The sequence below is a fragment of the Ruegeria sp. YTSC106 genome, assembly GCF_059609765.1.
The window spans coordinates 326509-347050 of the sequence record NZ_JBXWMI010000002.1 but is presented as its reverse complement, the minus strand read 5'-3'; the positions used below and the strand labels follow the sequence as shown (position 1 = coordinate 347050).

The 20542-nt window shown below is 57.5% G+C and carries 19 protein-coding genes; 5 read left to right on the top strand and 14 right to left on the bottom strand.

Annotated features, from left to right (window positions below; genetic code table 11):
* Nucleotides 1-52: 52 nt before the first annotated feature.
* The 12 genes from AC2FEB_RS03940 to AC2FEB_RS03885 form a co-directional block, all read right to left on the bottom strand.
* Nucleotides 53-3190, bottom strand: a complete 3138-nt coding sequence (locus AC2FEB_RS03940) for an efflux RND transporter permease subunit (RefSeq protein ID WP_496671814.1) — start codon at nt 3188-3190, stop codon at nt 53-55.
* Nucleotides 3191-3193: 3 nt separating this feature from the next.
* Nucleotides 3194-4294: an efflux RND transporter periplasmic adaptor subunit gene (locus AC2FEB_RS03935; protein ID WP_496672134.1), complete on the bottom strand. Its 1101-nt coding sequence runs from the start codon at nt 4292-4294 to the stop codon at nt 3194-3196.
* Between the two features lie 302 nt (nt 4295-4596).
* On the bottom strand, nt 4597-6342 hold the full coding sequence (gene metG, locus AC2FEB_RS03930; protein WP_496671817.1) for a methionine--tRNA ligase: 1746 nt from the start codon (nt 6340-6342) through the stop codon (nt 4597-4599).
* Between the two features lie 33 nt (nt 6343-6375).
* Nucleotides 6376-6540, bottom strand: a complete 165-nt coding sequence (locus AC2FEB_RS03925; protein WP_496671820.1) for a hypothetical protein — start codon at nt 6538-6540, stop codon at nt 6376-6378.
* Between the two features lie 59 nt (nt 6541-6599).
* A complete protein-coding gene (locus AC2FEB_RS03920; RefSeq protein ID WP_117869224.1) occupies nt 6600-7829 on the bottom strand; it encodes an MFS transporter in 1230 nt (409 codons plus the stop codon).
* A gap of 80 nt (nt 7830-7909) precedes the next feature.
* Nucleotides 7910-8506 (bottom strand): YceI family protein, encoded by a 597-nt coding sequence (locus AC2FEB_RS03915; protein WP_496671823.1) that lies wholly within the window; start codon nt 8504-8506, stop codon nt 7910-7912.
* Complete coding sequence (locus AC2FEB_RS03910; RefSeq protein ID WP_496671826.1) at nt 8503-9717, bottom strand: MFS transporter; 1215 nt, start codon at nt 9715-9717, stop codon at nt 8503-8505. The genes AC2FEB_RS03915 and AC2FEB_RS03910 overlap by 4 nt, the downstream gene beginning before the upstream one ends.
* Nucleotides 9718-9779: 62 nt before the next feature.
* Nucleotides 9780-10400 carry an ImuA family protein gene (locus tag AC2FEB_RS03905; protein WP_496671829.1) on the bottom strand — a complete coding sequence of 207 codons (621 nt, stop codon included), beginning with the start codon at nt 10398-10400 and terminating at the stop codon, nt 9780-9782.
* A gap of 48 nt (nt 10401-10448) precedes the next feature.
* The gene (locus AC2FEB_RS03900) at nt 10449-11030 is read right to left on the bottom strand and encodes a retropepsin-like aspartic protease family protein (protein WP_496671832.1); all 582 of its coding nucleotides are present in this window, start codon (nt 11028-11030) and stop codon (nt 10449-10451) included.
* A 42-nt stretch (nt 11031-11072) separates the two neighbouring features.
* Nucleotides 11073-11690, bottom strand: coding sequence for a MarC family protein (locus AC2FEB_RS03895; RefSeq protein ID WP_117869219.1), 618 nt, complete (start codon nt 11688-11690; stop codon nt 11073-11075).
* A gap of 2 nt (nt 11691-11692) precedes the next feature.
* On the bottom strand, nt 11693-12082 hold the full coding sequence (locus tag AC2FEB_RS03890; protein ID WP_496671835.1) for an ACT domain-containing protein: 390 nt from the start codon (nt 12080-12082) through the stop codon (nt 11693-11695).
* Complete coding sequence (locus tag AC2FEB_RS03885; RefSeq protein WP_496671838.1) at nt 12079-13929, bottom strand: ABC-F family ATP-binding cassette domain-containing protein; 1851 nt, start codon at nt 13927-13929, stop codon at nt 12079-12081. Before AC2FEB_RS03885 ends, AC2FEB_RS03890 begins: the two co-directional genes overlap by 4 nt.
* Nucleotides 13930-14035: 106 nt before the next feature.
* Here AC2FEB_RS03885 and AC2FEB_RS03880 point away from each other — a divergent pair, with 106 nt between their 5' ends.
* Nucleotides 14036-15238 carry a multidrug effflux MFS transporter gene (locus AC2FEB_RS03880; protein ID WP_496671841.1) on the top strand — a complete coding sequence of 401 codons (1203 nt, stop codon included), beginning with the start codon at nt 14036-14038 and terminating at the stop codon, nt 15236-15238.
* A 114-nt stretch (nt 15239-15352) separates the two neighbouring features.
* Complete coding sequence (gene ndk / locus AC2FEB_RS03875; protein ID WP_039530342.1) at nt 15353-15775, top strand: nucleoside-diphosphate kinase; 423 nt, start codon at nt 15353-15355, stop codon at nt 15773-15775.
* Between the two features lie 54 nt (nt 15776-15829).
* On the opposite strand, the gene AC2FEB_RS03870 is transcribed toward ndk, so the two are convergent.
* Nucleotides 15830-16177, bottom strand: a complete 348-nt coding sequence (locus AC2FEB_RS03870) for a TfoX/Sxy family protein (RefSeq protein ID WP_117869216.1) — start codon at nt 16175-16177, stop codon at nt 15830-15832.
* A 303-nt stretch (nt 16178-16480) separates the two neighbouring features.
* On the opposite strand from AC2FEB_RS03870, the gene AC2FEB_RS03865 reads away from it, so the two are divergent.
* From AC2FEB_RS03865 to AC2FEB_RS03855, 3 genes are read left to right on the top strand one after another with little or no spacing between them, the layout of a single operon-like run.
* A complete protein-coding gene (locus AC2FEB_RS03865) occupies nt 16481-18001 on the top strand; it encodes a CHAD domain-containing protein (RefSeq protein WP_496671845.1) in 1521 nt (506 codons plus the stop codon).
* A gap of 3 nt (nt 18002-18004) precedes the next feature.
* Complete coding sequence (locus AC2FEB_RS03860; RefSeq protein ID WP_496671847.1) at nt 18005-18760, top strand: ParA family protein; 756 nt, start codon at nt 18005-18007, stop codon at nt 18758-18760.
* Nucleotides 18757-19224: a CYTH domain-containing protein gene (locus tag AC2FEB_RS03855; protein WP_117869213.1), complete on the top strand. Its 468-nt coding sequence runs from the start codon at nt 18757-18759 to the stop codon at nt 19222-19224. The genes AC2FEB_RS03860 and AC2FEB_RS03855 overlap by 4 nt, the downstream gene beginning before the upstream one ends.
* Here AC2FEB_RS03855 and AC2FEB_RS03850 read toward each other — a convergent pair.
* On the bottom strand, nt 19221-20534 hold the full coding sequence (locus tag AC2FEB_RS03850; protein ID WP_496671850.1) for an ATP-binding protein: 1314 nt from the start codon (nt 20532-20534) through the stop codon (nt 19221-19223). The two genes, AC2FEB_RS03855 and AC2FEB_RS03850, sit on opposite strands and share 4 nt — an antisense overlap.
* Nucleotides 20535-20542 lie beyond the last annotated feature (8 nt).

Below are 20542 nucleotides of genomic sequence, written 5' to 3'. Positions count from 1 at the left end.
CAGCGGAATTGCAAAAAAGCCCCACCAGTTCTGGTGGGGCTTTTTTGTGTAGTCAGGCGGCTTCTTCAGAAGGGTCGGGCTCCTTCTTGCTGCCCTTCAACCATTCTCGCAAGCCCTGCATCAGGGCGTAGAGCACGGGCACCACGATCACACCAACCAGCGTCGCGGCCAGCATCCCGCCGAACACCGCGACACCAATCGCTTTCTGGCTAGCGGCGCCGGCTCCGTTGGCGGCCAGCAGTGGTACAACACCGAGGAGGAAGGACAAGGCAGTCATCATCACGGCGCGGAAACGCTGATGCGCAGCCTCTGCGGCGGCCTCTTTAATAGACAACCCCTTGGCGCGTTGCTCCATGGCGAACTCGACGATAAGAATACCGTTCTTCGAGGCCAGCCCCACAAGCATGATCATACCGATCTGCGTATAGAGGTTGATGTCACTGCCCACGATCGCCACCGCCGCCACGGCACCAAACAGGGCCACAACAACGGAAAGCAGGATTGAAACAGGTAAGGTCCAGCTTTCGTACTGACCCACCAGGAACAAGTAACCGAACAGGATGGCAAGCCCGAGGATGATGATCACCAGACTGCCCGAGGCCAGCTGTTGCTGTGCTGTACCTGTCCATTCGAACGAATATCCCGGGGGCAGTGCGGTTGCGGATTCCTCCGTCATCACGTTGATTGCGTCGCCGCTGGACAAGCCGGGTGCAGGTACCGCCGTCACCGTGGCAGACCGGAACAGGTTGTGGCGCTTCAGCAGAACCGGACCCAACACGTTTTCCACGTCGATCAGTGTCCCTAACGGCACCATGTCGCCGTTTTGAGAACGGACATAGAGGTTCGCGATATCCTCGACATTGTCCCGATAGGTGCCATCAGCCTGAATCATCACGCGGTAGACGCGGCCGAACAGGTTGAAGTCATTGACATAGTACGACCCCAGTTGTGCCTGCATGGTCTGAAAAATCTCGGCGACCGAGACATTCAGCGTTTTGGCCTTTTCGCGGTCCAGATCAACGAACAGCTGCGGGACGTTGGCGCGGAAGGTTGTATAGGCCTGCCCGATCTCGGGTCTCTGATTGGCCGAATACACGAACGAACCCACGGCCGAGGCCAGATCCTGCGGTGTGCCACCGCCGGTTTGCTGAACCTCCATTTCTACGCCCGCGGACATGCCAAGACCCTGGATAGGTGGTGGATTGAAGGCCAGGATCGAAGCCGCTGATTCACCATTCGCAATCGCCAGTACCTTGGCCAGAATAGCATCAGCGCTCAGATCGTCTCCTTGCCGCTCGCTCCAATTGTCGAGATTGACGAAAATCGCAGCGCCATTGGTGATCGTGCCGTTCAGCATCGAAAAGCCGTTGACAAGAACCGTGCTCGCAACGCCCGGGATTTCGCTTATCTGTTCGTCCAGACGTGCGGTGACCGCCTCTGTCCGTTCCAGAGTGGCAGCATCCGGCAACTGAACATCGACGAACAAGTACCCGTTGTCCTCAAGCGGGATAAACCCGGCAGAGGTATTCGACATGATTGTCCCCGTACCAAAACCAAGACCGACCACGATGGCCAGCGCGATGGCGGGGAAAATCAGCAGTTTGCGTACTATGGCGACATAGCCGTTGCGCACGGTGCCGATGAAACTTTCGAAGACCGCCAGCAGCCCTTTGGGAGGGCCAGATCTGGCACGTAGCACCAAGCCACACAGGGCGGGCGAAAGGGTCAGCGCGTTGATGGATGAGATAACGACAGCGGTCGAGATCGTGACCGCAAATTGGGAATACAACCGCCCCGAGATGCCGGGCATGAACGTCACCGGCACGAACACCGCCAGAAGAACCAAAGTGGTCGCGATGACCGGTCCAGTTATCTGGCCCATGGCTTTTCGGGTCGCTTCAGCCGGAGGCAACCCTTCATCCGCAATGATGCGCTCCACGTTTTCAACAACGACAATGGCGTCGTCCACCACAATACCAATGGCAAGCACCAAGGCGAACAGCGAGATGGTGTTCAGGGACATCCCAAACGCCAGCAGGAAGGCAAAAGTGCCGATCAGGGACACTGGAATTGCCACCGCCGGAATGATCGTTGCGCGCCAACTTCCCAGGAAGACGAACACAACCGAAATAACGAGAATGAAGGTCAGGATCAGGGTCGAGACCACGTCGTTCAAAGAGGCCTCGACAAAGTCGGTCGTGTTGAAGGGTACATCATACTCGACATCCGTTGGGAACGCGCGGGACAGCCGTTCCAATTCGGCCTGCACACGTTCCGATACCGCCAAAGCGTTTGCGCCGGGGGCCTGATAGATGCCGATAACCGTGGCAGGAACCGACTGAAAATAGCCCGAAGCCGCATAATATTCTGCGCCAAGCTCAACCCGAGCGATGTCCTTGACGCGGACGATGGCGCCGGCTTCGCCGGTCCGGATAACAATGTCACCGAATTCTTCTGCGGATGTCAGACGGCCTTTGGATTTGATCGTGTATTGAAACGTCTGCCCTTCGGGTACAGGTGGTGCACCGATGGAACCGGCAGACACTTCGATATTCTGTTCCCGGATTGCATTGATTACATCCCCCGGAGTGATGGACAGCGCCGCCATCTTGTCCGGGTCCATCCAGATCCGCATGGCGTATTCAAGGTTGGTCAGAACATCAGCCTTACCAACGCCCTGCACACGCGCCAGCGCATCGCGCAGATTGATCGAGGCATAGTTCGACAGGAACACACTGTCATAGGTCCCATCGGGTGAGGTCAGAGTGACCAGCATCAGCATGTTGGTCGAAGATTTCTGTGTCACGACGCCGGACGAAGTGACCTCGGCTGGCAATGACGACATGGCCTGCGCAACCCGGTTTTGAACGTTGACCGATGCGATGTCAGGATCGGTGCCCACCTCAAAGGTCACATCCAGCGAGTAGGACCCGTTGTCCGACGATCTGGACGTCATATAGATCATGTCGTCCACACCGTTGACCTGTGCCTCAATCGGCGCGGCAACGGTGTTTTCAACGGTTTCGGCGTTTGCACCGGTATACGTGGTTGAGACGTTGACCACCGGTGGTGTGATGTCCGGAAACTGCGCGACCGGCAGTACCAGGTACCCGATGCCGCCCATGATGGTCAGCACCAGTGAGATGACAAGCGCCAGCTTGGGGCGGCTTATGAACAGGGCTGAGAACATCTGTTACTCTCCCGGCTGTTCAGAGGCCACGACCGCGTCAACAGCCACACCGGGGCGGACCCGCTGCAAGCCCTCGACAATGACGCTTTCACCTTCACGCAGTCCGTCCAGCACGATAATCGCAGTACCAAAAGTGTCACCTGTTGTGATGTAGCGTTGTTCAACCATTTGCTTGTCATTAACCACCAGGACAAAATCGCCCCGCTGATCGCGCTGCAAGGCGGCTTGTGGCACCAGAACCTGCAAGGTCGGCTCCAGCGCTTCGATCTGCACATTCACGAAAGCGCCGTCCAGGATCAGCCGGTCCTTATTGTCGAATTGGGCCCGCATTGTGATTGCGCCGGTCAATGGGTCGATACGGTTGTCAACGAATACAATTCTGCCGACTTCATCCATCTCTGTGCCATTGGGCAGGGTGACGTGCACGTTTGGGCTTTGCGGACTATCCGCAAGAGAGGCTGAGTTTTCGCCAACGGTCTGCAAAACCGAGGTAAAGAGCTTTTCGTTCAACGAGAAATTCACGTAGATTGGCGTCTCGCTTACGATATTGACCAGTGGAGGGTTGTTTGGACCAACAACATCGCCAACGCTTGTGGTGATCCTGCCGATACGGCCATCAAATGGTGCGTGGATCTGCGTGTAGCTCAGGTCGAGCTCGGCCTGCCGGATCGCAGCTTTGGCTGCTTTCACCTCTGCCTCTGCGACCAGTTCATTGGCGCGGGCGATGTCGCGTTCCGATTCCGGCGTCGCGTCACGTTTGTAAAGCTCTTCTTTACGCGCCAGATCAACCTTTGCCAGCTCAAGATTCGCTTCCGCCCGGTTCAGATCGGCCTTTCGGGCCTCAAGCGTGGCCTCGTAAAGGTCGGGTTCGATAGTGAACAGCAGGTCGCCTTCATTTACCGTCGCTCCATCCTCGACCTCGCGGCTGTTGAGAAACCCGTTCACGCGCGCCACGATATCGACTTTGTTGATTGCCTCGGCGCGCCCGATGAACGTGGCCTCGTCGGTGATTTCCTCGGTATAGGCTGCGGCTATGGAAACCTTCGGTGGTGCCCCTTCTTCCTGCGCGGTCGCAGGATGCGCCAAACCCAAGGACAACAGCATGAATACGGCGGCCAAATGCCTGCTGGTCTTGTTGGGCGAAATGAATGCTGGGGACATGGCGAAAGCCTCGTTCGATGCAGAAACAAAAGATACCGACCCGGTCGTCTGGGCGACCCGAGTCGGAGGAACTTGATCTCAGGATGACTTTTTTGTGCCGATATCTCAAGCGTGATGAATCTTGAGTCGATCGGGGCCGATGTCAAAAATTTCAGCACTTATGCTGGCTTAGGTCCCGGCGTGGTCATCGGGCCCGAGCGAGAAGGGGGTCGGAATGGCCCCCCTGGTTCTAGGTATCGGATGGTTCAGTCGCGGGTCCCAGCGAATTTCTCCTGCCATTCTTCACGCTGTTCATCCGCTATCTTGGCGAACAGAACGTCGGGCACGGTAAAGTCGTGTCCGGAGGGCAGGGCGTTCAACGCCACGGCGACATCATCCGGCCAGCTGGTATCCAACGTGTTCATCGCGCTCAGCATACGGGCCGAGGTGTCGGGGATGAACGGCGCGCTGAGAACGGCGTAAAGGCGGATCAGGTTCAGGCCAAGACGTACCTGCGCAGCAGCCCGCTCGGGGTCTTCCTTGAACGTGGACCACGGAGCTGCAGCCTGCAGATATTCATTTCCGGCAACCCAGATTGCCCGTAGCTCCTGCGCGGATTTGCGAACCTCCATCGCCCCCATGTGGCCCTCATAGGTGCGGACGCGTTTGGTGAGTTCTTCGATCAGAGCTTGCTCGCGGGCGTCAAACTCACCGCCTTCGGGCACGGTTTCACCAAATTTCGAACGGCAGAATTTGGTAATCCGGCTGACAAAGTTGCCCAGAACGTCGGCGAGGTCCTTGTTCACCGATTGCTGGAAGTTCTCCCACGTGAACTCACTGTCGCTGCTTTCCGGCGCATGGCTCAGCAGCCACCAGCGCCAATAATCGGCAGGCAGAATGTCCAGTGCCTGATCCATGAACACGCCACGGCCCTGGCTGGTCGAAAACTGGCCGCCGTCATAATTCAGGTAGTTGAACGACTTGATAAAATCCACCAGCTTCCAGCGTTCGGGTGATCCGGTCTCTTCATTATGCGTGTTGGTGCCCAGAATGGTGGCCGGGAACGACAACGTATGGAACGGCACGTTGTCCTTTCCCATGAACTGGACATAGCGCACGTCGTCCGCGCCCTTGTCGGTGCGCCACCAGCGTTCCCAATCCGCGTCTGTCCTGCCGTTGGCGTCAGCCCATTCCTTGGCACAGGCGATGTATTCAATGGGGGCGTCGAACCAGACGTAAAAGACCTTGCCCTCCATCCCCGGCCAATCCTGATCGCCTTTTTTGACCGGCACACCCCAGTCCAGATCGCGGGTGATGCCACGGTCTTGCAAGCCGTCGCCGTCATGCAGCCACTTCTTGGCAATTGACGTGGTCAGGACCGGCCAGTCTGTCTTGCTGTCGATCCACGCATCCAGCTTATCCTTCATCGCGGATTGGCGCAGATACAGGTGCTTGGTTTCACGTATTTCAAGATCGGTCGACCCGGAAATGGCCGAGCGCGGCTCGATCAGGTCCGTCGGATCCAACTGCTTGGTGCAGTTCTCGCACTGGTCGCCGCGCGCGCGGTCATAGCCGCAATTGGGGCAGGTGCCTTCAATATACCGATCGGGCAAAAAGCGGCCATCACCGTTGGAATAAACCTGTTTTTCGCTGACTTCGCGGATGAGGCCCGCGTCATCCAACTTACCCGCAAAATGCTGGGTCAGGCACTTGTTCTGTTCGCTGGACGAGCGTCCAAAGTGATCGAAGCTGAGCCCAAACCGATTGGCGATATCGGCCTGAATCGCATACATGTCGGCGCAGTACTCGGCCACCGGTTTACCCGCCTTGGCCGCTGCCAGCTCGGCTGGTGTGCCGTGTTCATCCGTGGCGCACAGGAACATGACCTCGTTCCCCCGGCCACGCTGGTAACGTGCATACAAGTCGGCAGGCAATTGCGAGCCGATCAGATTGCCGAGGTGTTTGATCCCGTTGATATAGGGGATCGCCGAGGTGATGAGAATCCGAGCCATGATCCGTTTCCGCGTAACTGTTTGCGCGCCCGTCTACATGATGTGATCGTCCAGCAAAAGCCCGACATTGACCTGCAAGTCAATTTGGACGCCGAATGGTCCGAAAACCGCGCTGCCCCGGCGATCTGGTTCGCGTTCCCGGAACAGTATAACCGCAATGCGTTGCATCTGAGCTGTTCGGACCCGTCCTTGTTTCATGCAAGGCCGACCGAAAAAACCGGGGCAATCACGAAAGGCATACAAAAACCAGCGGGTGTCTAGTTTTTCAAGTTTTCCCGCGACCGTTTGAGAAGGCGACCAATCGTGAATGAGGTACGCGGGGCATAAACATAGTTCGTACGCTCCTCGGGGGTGGGGCGGGACCGCATCCGCGCCAGACCAAATACGATCAGGAAGACATGCCCGAACGCGACGAAGGCAAAAAGGGCCCCGGGACCAAATTTCTGGATCAAAGTCGAGGTAATATAGGGCGATGCAATTGCCCCCAAGGCAAACCAGAACATCAGGGCCGCAGACAGCTCCACCCGTTCCTCGGATGTGGCGAAGTCATTTGCGTGGGCAGAAGAAACCGAGAAGATCGGGAAGGTTGTCAGGCCAAAGAATACCGCTGCCGACATGACCCCGATCGTTCCGGTGCCGCTTGCCGCCATAGTGACGCCACAACTGAGCACCGCTGCAGCTGACAGCCAGATCAGCACCCAGCGCCTGTCATATTTGTCAGCCAGCCAGCCGACGGGGTATTGTGCAAGCGCACCACCCATTACGAACGAGGCCAGGAAGAATGCGATCTGATCGACGGCAAGGCCGACTTCTTGCCCGTAAACCGGACCCACCATACGGAACGAGGCCGAGCTGACCGCGGCCACGATCACACCCGCCACGGCCAGCGGTGAGCTGCGCCATGCCAGCCCGGGTTTAAGGCGAGGCGCATCAGGTGTTTTGGGCTGGCTTGCTTTGGTCAGAGTCAACGGCAGCAGCGACGCACAGCACAAGATCGCAAGCAGGTTGTATGAGACATATGAAGCCGGGGGCAGAACGGCGATAATTAACTGGGCGCACAGGGATGCGCCCATATCCGCGATCCGGTACGTACCCATCGCACGCCCTCGGGTTTCATTGGTGACCTTTGCGTTCAGCCAGGCCTCGATCACCGTGTACGCGCCTGCCACGCAGGTGCCAGAGGCCACACGCAGGGCCGCCCAGATGTATGGGTTTTCAGTCAGCGTATGCCCGATCAAGCCCATTGCACCCAGCGCAGTGCAAACGGCAAATGCACGCGAATGACCAACATTTCCCATCAGACGTGGTGCCCACCAGCAGCCGATGAAAAACCCCAGAAAGTGCGAAGATCCCAATAGGCCGATCTGTTCTGTCGTGAAATTCAGCGTGATGCCCGATATGGCATCGAGAGGTCCGACGCCTCCTGTCGAAAGCTGTAGCAGAATGACCGAAAGAAACAGGGCGGCAAATGAAATGATCGTGCGCATGGTGGTCTCAGATTGGCAGTGTCGCCGCACAATGCGCGCATCAATTCGACTTTAGCGAGTCGTTTTTTGCCAATTGACGATCAGGTCGCGCGGATAATCTCTGCGTGGATGTCCAGGCCGACAGTGTCATGAACCAAGTCAGGATAGCCCGAAGCTCCGAAGTCGTGCCGGTTCAGAGCGCCCTTCAGGCCAATGGTCAGACGGTTCAGATTGTTCTCGGCACTTCCCGCCTGCCGGTACAGATTGGCCTCCAGCGTGATCGGGCGGATCACGCCGCGGACCGTCAGATCACCCGTGATCCGAGCGCCATCTGATATTCGTCCTTCCGTGCCCAACTGTATGTCCGTTGACACAAACCGGATCGTTGGGTGCTGTTTCGCGTCCAATACGCTGGGGCTGAGCATGGGCATTCGGGCAAAGGGCAGCCGCGTTGTGGCCTTGCTGACGTCCAGTGTCACTGTGACCTGACTGTTCTGCAGGCGACGTGAGTCAATTTGAACTTCGGCGGTCCGGATCGGCATTGTCCCTGACTGAGTCACCCCCGCAAGATCAAAAGTGAACCCGACCCTGGTGCCTTCATCCGACAAGATGTAAGGCCGCAAAGCAGCGTGTGCCGCCTGGGTCAGGGGCAGGGTTGCCAGGCCGGCAAGCAGGCTACGACGGGTCAGAAGGGTCATGCCATGACCCGTTCTCGCCCGGGGCGGGATCTCCTGAGCAGCATCAGAACGATTGCAATGTTCAGGCCATTCCAAAGAATGCCATTCACGAACGCCAGTTGGTAGTTTCCGGTGAGGTCGTATATCCACCCTGACATCCAGCCGCCGAGTGCCATGCCAAGAATGGTCATCATCATGACGAACCCGACCCGCGCGCCAGCTTCTTGTGGCGGCATGTATTCGCGGACAATCAACGCATAGCTGGGCACGATGCCACCCTGTGCCAGGCCAAAGAGCAGGCTGATGGCGTAAAGTGACACCATTCCGTCGTACGGCAGGAACAGGAACAGGGCGATGCATTGCAGAAGAGAACCGATCAAAAGCGTCACGACGCCGCCCAGCCGGTCAGCCAACAGACCCGAGATGATGCGGCTGACAACGCCACCCAATAACATCAGCGACAGCATTTCGGCCCCGACTGCGGGCCCATATCCCAGTCCGACGCAATACGAGACGATATGAACCTGCGGCATCGACATGGCGACGCAACAACCGATCCCGGCCAGGCCTAGAATATATTGCAGCGCGCGTGGTGATACGCCGACACTTCGTGCATTGATTTGAGCGGATGCTGCGGCGGTGCTGTGTGCCTCGACCGGCACCCTGCGGCGTAGCAGAAGCGACAGGGGAATGACGACGACAAGCGTCAGAACGGCGAGCGTCAGATAGACCTGTTGCCATCCGTCCCGAGCCAGAATTCCGGACAGCATGGTGGGCCAGATGGCGCCGGACAGGTAATTCCCGCTGGCCACCAGTGCGACGGCAATACCGCGCCGCTTCACGAACCAATGCGAGATATCGGCGATCAGCGGACCAAACCCAATTGACGTGCCCAGCCCAAGCAGAAGATGGGCCGCGGATAGCAACATCATATTCGGTGCCAGCGTTGCCAGCACATAGCTCAGAGCACTCAAGACGGCTGCTCCGATCAGGGCGCTGGTGACACCCAGCCGGTCCACCAACTGCCCCAACCACATATTACCCAAGGCAAAACCGATCATCGCCAGCGTATACGGCATCGAGGCTTCGGCGCGACCGGCCCCGAATTCGGCTTCAACCGCGGGCATGACCACGATCACCGCCCACATGCCAACATTCGCCACTGTTGCAATGGCGAGCGTAATCAGAAGGCGAAGCCAGGAATAGCGACTGTCATGGATCGGATGGCTCATGCGGTGACGCTAGGGCGCGGCCCGGGGTTTGACCAGTCACTTCTTGCGTGATCCGCGTGGCTTTACGCCGTTGCATCTTCGGTTTCGATCCGTTTCAGATGCAAACCGGCACGGGCGGCGGTCATGGTGGCCTGCCATGTGACCGGGGGCAGGGCACGGGCGCGGCGGCGGGTCAGGGTCCAGAGTCTCGCATCGTCCCGATGGGTGGCAGCCATGTGCCAGCGTGTCTCAACCCCTTGCGCGCCACCATCTCCGGGTGTCAGCAGCAAACCAAGCGGAGCCCGCCCCATCATACCCCCTTGTTCGGCGGCCAGATGCATCCGGCGTATCGGTGTCAGCCCCGGCGCGCCGGGCAGGTCGCCGACGATCAGCGGAATGGCCCCGCTGCGCAGCGCCTCCTCCAGACACCACAGCAGATCCTCGGCACGGGTGGGCTGAACAAAGATGAACCGGGCCGGATCGGTAAAGGCCATCATCCCATCGGGGTTTAGCTGGCCAGGTTCCCACGCGGGGGAAATCCACAAGACCGGCCCCTGTGTCTGACTGGCCAGCCACATGGCAAAGCTGCGCCGGGCGGGGCCGCACGCCTCGTGCACACGGCCCAGTTGCAGGGTGATCTGCGGATGGAGGTTTACCCCCGGTGCCTGACGCGCAGGTTTGTGGCCAAGAAGCTGAGTAGACATGCCGGAACATTAGCATGTTCTTTTTTTGTTCTCAAGTGATCAGAGCCGCTAACGAGACAAGATCAGCTTGCCATCTACGAACTGAATGCTTGAGAAACGATGCAGGTATTCCATCCCCAAAAGCGATTTATCCAGCTCGCCCTCATTGACCCAGGCCGATACGTTCTGATCGGTAATTGGCCCTACGGTCAGGGTCTCAAGCCGCACCGGCGCGGTGCGCACCTCACCGTTGGCGGTCAAGGCGCGTCCGAAATAGTTCAACTGATCAGGATCGATACCAACGCGCGCAGCGTCCTGAGCGCTGAGCACGATCTGGCTGGCGCCGGTGTCGACAAGAAAGCTGATCGGCTCATCATTCACCAAAACCGGCAAATAGTAGTGACCGTCATAGGCACGGGGCACCTCGATCGCGTTGCCGGTGACGGTCATCTGCGGGGCAGGCCCAACCGAGGACCGGATGTCCTCCCACAATCCAACAACGGCAACGACACCAACAAAAATGAACACCCAAGCCATCACCTGCTGCAATGTTTTGTTCAGTGACTGGCGGTTTTGCGAAACGAACCAGAACGCGATCGCCAGCCCGAGCACGACCAGATAGACCAGTTGTCCGATATCGATGCTGTCCACAGGGTTCACCCCACTCAAGTTACGCGCATTGTATATGGGGATTTAAGACGCAAATCCAAAGGCCTTGAGGCCATCAAGAATGAATTGAACAGACAGGGCCGCAAGCAACATACCCAGTAGTCGCGTCAATACGTTCAACCCGGTTTTGCCCAAAACCCGTGCGACAGCGCCGGATGTCAGATACATCACGAAGACCATCGCCAGAACAACGAGCATGACGCCGATGACAACGGCAAGGCCCTGAATGCCGGGTTGCTGGCCCGCAAGCAGAATCATCGTTGCAATCGAGCCGGGGCCTGCAATCAGTGGAATGCCCAGGGGAAAAACGGACGGGTCTGGATGTTCCTCTTCCTCGGCGCTGCTTTCGCGTCGCTTGGTGCGGCGTTCAAACAGCATATCCAGCGCGGTTAGGAACAGCAGGACGCCTCCTGCGACGCGGAACGCCTCCATCGAAATGCCAACAAACCCCAGAAGGGCTTCGCCAAAGGCAGCAAACAGGGCCAGGATAAAGCCTGCTGTCAGGCAGGCCCGAACCGCGATGGAGCGGCGCGTATGCCAGTCCATGCCTTGTGTCAGAGCCACGAAGATCGGAGTTTGCGCGGGCGGGTCAAGGACCACGAAAAGCGTTGTGAACGCGGTAATCAGGAATGCGCTGTCCATTGCTATTTGCTGCTCCGTTGCAGGTCTTGCAGGATATTCAGGGCATCTTGCGAACAACCTGACGGGACATAGACATGATCGTGGTGATACCCCGCGACCATGTTCGCTGGGATGCCCGCCTGAGCCAGCGCGCTGGAAACGGCCGCGGTCAGACCAACACCTTCCAGCGAGGAATGGACCTGCAAGGTAATGCAACGCATCGCGACGGCATCTTGCGGTGCCGCAGCGATCGGGACGACAAGAGACAGCCCTTCGGCCTCGACACAGCTGGCCCGCGTGCCCTCAGGCCAGGGTTTGTTCTCAGGCCACACGACAAAGGCAAATTCACCGGGCTGCAAGTCGGGATGCATACCGGAAATCATAGCTCCGGTGTCTTTGACGGGTGTTTTCATGCTGTTTCTGCCTGTTCAAGTCGTTCGGCGGCGGCGACCCATAGAGCCTCGGCTTTTTGCATGGCCTCGGTGACTTCGGTGAACTTGCGGCTCCAGGTTTCCAGATCGTTGATCTTATCGTCCTCGTACAACGCCGGGTCGGACAGTTTGGCGGAAAGCCTGTCATGCATATCGGTCAGCTTTTCGATCCGGTCTTCGCATTTGCGCAGATCGGCGCGCAGAGCCAACAACGCCTCGCGTGTGGGGCGTTTTGATTTGACAGTCTGGGACTTTTCCCTGACGGGTCTGTCGCGCGCCAGCAGCAGGGACCGATAGGCTTCAAGGTCGCCGTCAAAGGGTTTGGCCGTACCATCCGAAACCAGCCAGAGGCGATCCGCGACAAGGCTCAGCAGATGCATGTCGTGGCTGACCAGAACCACCGCGCCGGAATAAGCAGTCAGCGCCTCGACCAGCGCCTCGCGGCTTTCGATATCAAGGTGGTTGGTCGGCTCATCAAGGATCAGCATATGGGGCGCATCGATCGTGGCGAGCAGCAGTGAAAGGCGCGCTTTCTGTCCACCCGACAGACGCCCGACCTTGGTTTCCGCCTGATCCGCGTTCAACCCGAAACCGGCCAGTCGCGAACGCCACTTGCCGGGCGCCTCGTCAGGGCGCAGGCGGCGCAGGTGGTCCAGCGGTGTTTCGTCCACATAGAGCTCATCCACCTGATGCTGTGCAAAATAGCCGATGCGCAGCTTGTTGCTGCGGGTCATCCTGCCTGCCATCAGGGGCAGCCGGTCCGAGAGCAGCTTGGACAGGGTCGATTTCCCCTGACCGTTCTTGCCCAACAGCGCAATGCGGTCGTCTTGGTCGATGCGCAGGTTCAGACGCCGCAGCACCTCTGTCTCGCCATAACCTGTGACGCCGCCCTCAATCTGGATAATCGGTGGCGACAGTTCCTCGGGTTCCGGAAAGCTGAACGCACGGAGTGCTGCTTCTTGTGGGGTCGAGACCAGTTGGATGCGTTCGATCATCTTCAGGCGCGACTGGGCCTGAACAGCTTTCGATGCCTTATAGCGGAACCGATCCACAAAGCTTTGCAAATGTGCGATGCGGGCTTTGGCCTTGACGTTTTCCGATTCCGCCTGTGCCAGACGTTCCGCACGGCGTTCCGCAAACTTGTCGTATGGCACCGCGTAATAGGTCAGCTTGCGGTCTTCCAGATGCAGGATCGACCCCACGGCGCGGTTCAGAAGACCTCGGTCGTGGCTGATGATGATCACCGTGTGAGGATACTTGGCCAGATAGCTCTCGAGCCACAGCGCGCCTTCGAGGTCCAGATAGTTTGTCGGTTCGTCCAGCAGCAGCAGATCTGGTTGAGAAAACAGCACCGCCGCCAGCGCAACGCGCATCCGCCACCCGCCCGAGAAATCCGAGCACGGGCGCAGTTGGTCTTCGTCATCAAACCCCAGCCCCTTGAGGATCGAAGCCGCGCGGGCCTCGGCGGACCAGGCGTCGATATCGGCCAGACGGGTCTGAATTTCGGCGATACGTGTCGGGTCTTCGGCGCTTTCGGCCTCGGCCATCAATGCACTGCGTTCGGTATCGGCGGCCAGAACCGTGTTGATCAGCGAGACATCAGAGGAGGGCACCTCTTGCGCCACACCGCCAATCCGAGCGCGTTTCGGGACCGAGATATTACCGGATTCCAAAGCCAACTCGCCCCGGATCAGGCGGAACAGCGTGGTCTTTCCGGTTCCGTTCCGACCGACAAGGCCAACCTTGTGACCATCGGGAATCGTTGCGGTTGCGCCATCAAACAATGGACGACCTTCAACGGCATAGGTGATGTCTTCGATCCGTAACATGGAGCGCTCTTAGCAGAGCTGTGATGCCGCCGCCAGCGGCTTGGCATGTTCAATCTGCAAGCAATGTGTTAGCGCTGTATCGTTTGCTTTTCTGAACGGTTTTCACATGCGCGCGGCCCGGACGCCTCCACACTTGGTCACTCTGATCTTTGCCACAGCATTGTCGGTTTTGTCGCTGAATATGTTCCTGCCTTCTCTGGCCCATATGAGCGAAGACTTCGGGGTGGATTATGGCCTCATGAATCTGTCGGTCGCGGGGTATTTAGCGGTCTCGGCCGTGCTGCAACTGATCATGGGGCCTTTGTCGGATCGTTTCGGTCGCAGGCCGATCCTCTTGATCTGTATGTCCATCTTCGTCATCGCCTCAATCGGATGCTCTCTGGCCGGGTCCATCTGGACCTTTCTTGGCTTCCGTCTTTTGCAGGCCGCGGTGGTGGCTGGGTCGGTTCTGTCCAGCGCATCGATCAGAGATCGGTATCCGCCGAACGAGGCTGCAAGCAAACTCGGTTATGTCGCGATGGCCATGGCTTTGGCGCCAATGCTTGGCCCGATGCTGGGTGGGACGCTGGATATGCTGTTCGGCTGGCGTTCGGGATTTGTGCTCTACACAGTACTAGGGGCAGGGCTGTTGGGGCTGCTGTGGTTCGATATGGGTGAGACGAACATGAACCGCTCTTCGACTTTCGCGGCCCAGTTGCGGGAATACCCGCATCTTTTACGCGCCCGCCGGTTCTGGGGGTATGCCCTGTGCGCGGCGTTTTCCATCGGCGGGTTCTACAGCTTTATCACCGGTGCTCCGCTGGTTGCGGCCGCGTGGTTCGACCTGAGCCCCGCATTGCTGGGTCTTGGAATTGGCATTATCACGGGTGGGTTCATGGTCGGGAACTTCGTAACCGGCCGGATCGCGGCGCACACACGTCTGACCACGATGATCTTGATCGGCCGGGTTGTGGCTTCGACCGGGCCTTTCTGCGGACTGCTGCTATTTCTGGCTGATCTGGGGTCGGTCTGGGTGTTCTTCGGCTCGGCCATCTGTGTCGGGTTCGGCAACGGGCTGACCAATGCAAACGCCTCGGCGGGCGTCATGTCCGTTCGCCCCAAGCTGGCAGGAAGTGCGGCGGGGTTGTCGGGGGCGATGGTTGTAGCGCTGGGTGCGATCCTGACTTCGATGACCGGCGCATTTGTCAGCCCCGAAAACGGGCCGTTTCTGGTTCTGGGCATGATGTGGGCAAGCAGCTTTGCAGGCCTACTTGCAGTGCTTTACGTTCGGCGTCTGGACAGGAAGGACCCTTTACCGGACATATTCTGAACCTCAAAGCGGCAGGCAGACCATCATAACACTTTTCATGAGCGATAGACCGTGATACGCGGCGCGCGATGGATTTCGGCGCGGACCCGCGCCACATTGTAAGGAGAGGCCGACATGGCACTGGAACGCACATTTTCGATCATCAAACCCGACGCAACCCGCCGCAACCTGACTGGCAAGATCAACGCCAAGTTCGAAGACGCCGGTCTGCGCATCGTTGCGCAAAAGCGCATCCACATGACCAAGGAACAAGCCGGCAAGTTCTACGAAGTTCACGCCGAGCGTCCGTTCTATGATGAATTGTGCGAGTTCATGTCGTCGGCTCCGGTTGTTGTTCAGGTTCTGGAAGGCGAAGGTGCCATTGCAAAGAACCGCGAAGTCATGGGCGCAACTAACCCGGCAGACGCAGCACCCGGCACCATCCGTGCCGAGTTCGCTGAATCGGTTGGTGAAAACTCGGTTCATGGTTCGGATGCACCGGAAACTGCGGCTGTTGAGATCGCGTATTTCTTCTCGGGTATCGAACTGGTCGGTTAAGCCGGTTTTCTGCCGAAAGATCGGGCCGCTCTGCAAGGGGGCGGCCTTTTTTGTTCAGACTTGCTTTAGGTCTTTGGGAGCGACGCGAACGCCGATTGCGTCCAGGTCCGCAACCATCTGGTTCTCCGGCGCCGCGCTGTTACCGGCCTTGATCGCGTCGAAACGCTGTCGCAGCTTTTTTTTCTCTTCACCCTTGCAATCATTCCAGGGGCGTCCCTGAAGCCCCATCACCAAAACATAGTAGCCGATGAAATGTGCTTTGGTACCAGCCCGCAAAAGCCGGGCATAGGCTTCATCCGGCCCCAGTTCCCGCAACTCGTCAGCCGAGTGGATGCCGGCGCGCGCGCAGGCCTGCTCAAAGGCCGGGCCAAGGTTGCGGATCGAGGAAACGGGATCACTCATAAGTCTCTATTACTTACGCCTTCGGGGGCTGTCACCCATGTTTGTAAATTGCCAAAACATAATGGCTTGCTGTCGTCTCGAGTTTCAGCTCTCATGAAGTCATGCTGTCTCGGAGGGCCGAGTTTCAGAAGCCAGAAATACCGAAAGTGGCCCGGTCAGGGGCAAGACAAGCTCCTTGCAAAAATTGGAGGTGAAAACCCTGTACGTATTGAAGGATCAGAACCATCGAAGAGGAACCAGCGTGCAGAAGATCGTTGAGACAAATGTCAATGAATACCTGAAAGCGCCCCGGATCGGCGGATCATGACCGAACCTTCAGATGTTCAAGGCTTTCTGTCCAAACCGATTGACGAGGCGCTTCTTGAAAGGCTCATTCCCGGGTTTACGATCAGGATCGACTCAACTGGAGTTGCGAAACCTTTCGTGCATCTGGATTGCCACGATCAATCGTTGCGGAAATCAGGTCGTGTTCTGGTTGAGGTCGGGGAAACACTGTGGCTTTTCCAGAATGGCCGTGCGCCACTGTCTCAACGCTGCAAGGGGCAGGGGCGGTTTGTTCAAGACCTGCCGCAGGGCCCCGTTAAAGCAGCTTTGAAAGGGTTTCCGAAACTGCGCGCGCCGATGCAGATCGGAGCCGGGGAGATTCAGACGAAACCACTCGCCGTATTGGATGAGTTGGACAAAACGCTAGTCAGGGGAAAGGTTTGGTGCCTGTCCTCGACAACCGGTCAGGCGACGATTGTTCAGCTTCAGCGACTGCGTGGGTATGAGAGAGCGTTTCAAAAGGTAAACACCGCGATGTCTGCCATGTCAGGGGGCGGGTTGGGTGCCGAAGCGTTTTACACCGGGCTTTTCCCGGACATGGTTCCCTATCGGGCCAAGCCTGAGATCGATTTGGGAAAAGCTGAACCATCCATTCAGGTCGCTGCGGATATTATTCAAAACTATCTGAAAGTTGCCCGGCAAAACGAAGAAGGAATTATCGCCGATATCGACACGGAATTTCTACATGATTACCGGGTGTCTCTGCGGAAAGTCCGATCTGTGATCAGCCTGTTCAAAGGCGTTTTTTCCGACGCGCAGACCGTGCATTTGAAGCAGGTCTTTTCCGACCTCATGACCCCCACCGGCCGTATGCGTGATCTGGATGTGTACCTTCTGGAAAAAGATAAATACTTCAGGTTCTTACCGCCCATACTTCATGATGGCTTGCAAGAAATGTTCGACCTTTTCGAGACGGAACGCGCGCGGGAACTGTCACGCTTGTCCCGCCGGTTGCGCAGCGAAGAATACAACGCCTGTCTGACCAATCTGACAGCATTGTTCAACGGAATAGATCGTTTGAAACCCGGATCAAACGCAAAGCGCGGGGCACATGAATATGCATGCGCATTGATTTGGAAACGGTATCGCAAGGTATGCAAGGTCGCTCGTGGCATCACCGACGACACTCCGGATGACACGGTGCATGACCTTCGCATTGATTGTAAAAAACTGCGCTACCTGATGGAATTCTTTGGCCCTCTCTTTGATGCAAAGAACTTCAAGGAGATCATCAAACCATTGAAAAAGCTGCAGGACAATCTGGGTCTGTTTAACGATTACTCCGTTCAGCAAGAGTCTTTGCTGGCCTTTGTCGCGCAGCACAGCAACGCACAGGGCCGCGTGGATGCGCGGATTGGTCTGGCTGTGGGTGGATTGATCGCGGTTCTGGATCAACGCCAGAAGGCCGAGCGGAGCCGCGTGCTTTCCAGCTTTGAGAAATTCGACGGGCCGGAAACCCGGCACTTGTTCCGGACCTTGTTTCACCGGAAAGAGGAGTGAGGAATGAAGATCATTGCCTGTTACAGCAACAAGGGCGGTGTCGGTAAAACAGCAACCTCGGTGAACCTGGCTTATGCATATGCGCAGGCGGGGCAACAGGTGCTGCTGTGTGACCTTGACCCCCAGGGCGCATCGGGGTTCTATTTTCGGGTGAAGCCTTCGAAAAAGCTGACGGATGCGCGGTTTTTCGAAGATGTGGAACGGTTTACCAAGGCAATCCGGGCCAGCGATTTCGAAGGTTTGGACGTGCTGCCAGCGAATCTGACCTTTCGTGATTTTGATGTGTTCCTGTCGCGGATGCGAAACAAACGTTCGCGGTTGAAAAGAGCTTTGAAAGCCGCAGGTAGCGATTATGACGTGATCATTCTGGATTGCCCGCCCAATTTTTCGACCCTGTCCGAGAATATCTTCAAGGCAGCCGATGAAATCGTCGTGCCGGTCATTCCCACAACCCTGTCCGAACGGACGTTCGATCAGCTGGTTGAGTTTTTTGACAAACACAAGTTGCGCAAGAAAAAACTGCGGGCCTTTTTTTCGATGGTGCAACACCGAAAGGTTTTGCATCAGGAAACTATGGAGGCGATGCGCAAGCTGTATCCAAAGCGCTTTTTGCATACGACGGTTCCTTTCGCTGCGGATATCGAAAAGATGGGTCAGCATCGTGCCCCGATCAGTACCTTTGCCGGGCGCAGTGTATCCTGTGCTGCCTACCGGGCACTGTTTGAGGAATTGGAGAGCAGAGTGATTTCAAACCGATGAGCAAAGAAATCGAACGCAAGTTTCTGGTGGCAAACCTGCCGGACCTGAGCAAAGCGAAAAAAGCCGTGGTACGACAGGGTTATCTGACCGCGCCCGACGACTCCGCCGAGTTGCGGTTGAGGCAAAAAAACGATGCGTATTTCCTGACTTTGAAAGGTGTCGGCGGCCTGGTGCGGATGGAGCGCGAGGCCGAGATCACTGCGGAACAGTTCGATACCTTCTGGCCGGAAACAGAAGGGCGGCGGGTTGAGAAGATACGCTACACCGCTCAATTGCAGGATGGTCTGGTATTTGAGCTGGACGTCTTCGCGGGAGATCTGGCACCGTTGTGCCTGGTGGAAGTGGAATTCACCTCACAGGACCAGGCCGCAAGATACGTCCCACCGGATTGGTTCGGTACGGATGTCACTGACGATACGCGCTATAAAAACAAGACCATGGCGATAAATGGTGTTCCGGATTAACGCTGTTGAGCCAGATTGATCGTGGTTTCCAGCCCGGGGTCACAGTTCCGGGCGGCAAATTTCCCACCGTGCATATGTGAAATTGCTGCGACCAGAGCCAGGCCCAAACCCGCATTGCGTTCCGTCCGAGCGGGGTCAAGTGTCACGAATGGAAGCTGAAGGCGATCCAGTTCTTCGGGGGGAACGCCGGGTCCACGATCCCTGACGCTTAGCTGGGCAAGACCGTCGCGCGCATCGATAGAAATCGTGATCGCGGTATCTGCTGGTGCGTAACGCAAGGCGTTTTCCAACAGATTGGAAAGAGCTTGCGACAGAAGAGGCCGGTGCCCCTGAATGGCAGGGGCAGTGCCCCTGACTTCAAGTTGCACACCTTGATCGGCGGCGACCGGGTCATAAAGCTCTACAACATCGCCAACCAGTTGTTGCAAATCGATGGTTTCGAATTGCTCTCGTCCCAGACCGGCCTCGGCCCGTGAGATTTCGGTGAGTTGCCCCAGTACGCGCAAAACGTGATCAATTTCACCCGTTGCCCGTGCGATATCGATCTCGCGATCCAGATCGCTTTTGCCGGGTTCAGAGAGGGCCTCAACTCGTTGTCGCAGGCGAGACAAAGGCGAGCGAAGATCATGCGCAATCGAATTCGAGGTGGTGCGAAGGTTGCTGATCAATTCCTCGATCCGGTCGAGCATGTTGTTCAATGTGCCTGAAACCTGATCGAATTCGTCCCCGGTTCCGCGCAGCGGCATCCGCTTTGACAGATCGCCTGAAACGATATTCTCAGCCGTGCTGGCAATATCCGAGAGGCGCGAGAATACCAACCGCGTGAACAACCAACCGGTGATGACGCTCAGAACCAAAGCAATCCCCAGCGCCAGGGCAACTGAGCGAAACAGAACCCTGTCGAATTGCTGGCGCGACGCAGCATCCCGCCCAACCAGAAGGCGCTCGCCGCCCGGCAGGCGGACCGATGCGGCTGAGACGGACACGAGCTGATCATTGTCTGCCCGGCGTAATTCCAAGTCTACCCAACCACTTCCGGCGGCAATGTTCACCGGCCAGGACTTGAGATTGCCCACAAGTTTGAGGCCCAACCGATCTGTCAAAAGATAGAGCGCGTCCCGCTCTGCGGCACTTGGCAAACGGCGCTCAATTGCAGTGATCAACCCAATCAGCCCGCGCCTTTCGTATTCATCTGCAAGCCCCGTCAACTCTGCTGATACGACCGAGCGGGTCTCGGCTTCGATGCTTCGGTTGGCGGTCACATAGACGAACGCGAGCACAGACGCTGTCAGAATCGTGCTCAGAATCATGCTGGTTG

Excerpts from the sequence above, each read along its gene's own strand:
- AC2FEB_RS03940 (WP_496671814.1), bottom strand. The coding sequence starts at position 3,190 with ATGTTCTCAGCCCTGTTCATAAGCCGCCCCAAGCTGGCGCTTGTCATC.
- AC2FEB_RS03935 (WP_496672134.1), bottom strand. The coding sequence starts at position 4,294 with ATGCTGTTGTCCTTGGGTTTGGCGCATCCTGCGACCGCGCAGGAAGAA.
- metG (WP_496671817.1), bottom strand. The coding sequence starts at position 6,342 with ATGGCTCGGATTCTCATCACCTCGGCGATCCCCTATATCAACGGGATC.
- AC2FEB_RS03925 (WP_496671820.1), bottom strand. The coding sequence starts at position 6,540 with ATGAAACAAGGACGGGTCCGAACAGCTCAGATGCAACGCATTGCGGTT.
- AC2FEB_RS03920 (WP_117869224.1), bottom strand. The coding sequence starts at position 7,829 with ATGCGCACGATCATTTCATTTGCCGCCCTGTTTCTTTCGGTCATTCTG.
- AC2FEB_RS03915 (WP_496671823.1), bottom strand. The coding sequence starts at position 8,506 with ATGACCCTTCTGACCCGTCGTAGCCTGCTTGCCGGCCTGGCAACCCTG.
- AC2FEB_RS03910 (WP_496671826.1), bottom strand. The coding sequence starts at position 9,717 with ATGAGCCATCCGATCCATGACAGTCGCTATTCCTGGCTTCGCCTTCTG.
- AC2FEB_RS03905 (WP_496671829.1), bottom strand. The coding sequence starts at position 10,400 with ATGTCTACTCAGCTTCTTGGCCACAAACCTGCGCGTCAGGCACCGGGG.
- AC2FEB_RS03895 (WP_117869219.1), bottom strand. The coding sequence starts at position 11,690 with ATGGACAGCGCATTCCTGATTACCGCGTTCACAACGCTTTTCGTGGTC.
- AC2FEB_RS03890 (WP_496671835.1), bottom strand. The coding sequence starts at position 12,082 with ATGAAAACACCCGTCAAAGACACCGGAGCTATGATTTCCGGTATGCAT.
- AC2FEB_RS03885 (WP_496671838.1), bottom strand. The coding sequence starts at position 13,929 with ATGTTACGGATCGAAGACATCACCTATGCCGTTGAAGGTCGTCCATTG.
- AC2FEB_RS03880 (WP_496671841.1), top strand. The coding sequence starts at position 14,036 with ATGCGCGCGGCCCGGACGCCTCCACACTTGGTCACTCTGATCTTTGCC.
- ndk (WP_039530342.1), top strand. The coding sequence starts at position 15,353 with ATGGCACTGGAACGCACATTTTCGATCATCAAACCCGACGCAACCCGC.
- AC2FEB_RS03870 (WP_117869216.1), bottom strand. The coding sequence starts at position 16,177 with ATGAGTGATCCCGTTTCCTCGATCCGCAACCTTGGCCCGGCCTTTGAG.
- AC2FEB_RS03865 (WP_496671845.1), top strand. The coding sequence starts at position 16,481 with ATGACCGAACCTTCAGATGTTCAAGGCTTTCTGTCCAAACCGATTGAC.
- AC2FEB_RS03860 (WP_496671847.1), top strand. The coding sequence starts at position 18,005 with ATGAAGATCATTGCCTGTTACAGCAACAAGGGCGGTGTCGGTAAAACA.
- AC2FEB_RS03855 (WP_117869213.1), top strand. The coding sequence starts at position 18,757 with ATGAGCAAAGAAATCGAACGCAAGTTTCTGGTGGCAAACCTGCCGGAC.
- AC2FEB_RS03850 (WP_496671850.1), bottom strand. The coding sequence starts at position 20,534 with ATGATTCTGAGCACGATTCTGACAGCGTCTGTGCTCGCGTTCGTCTAT.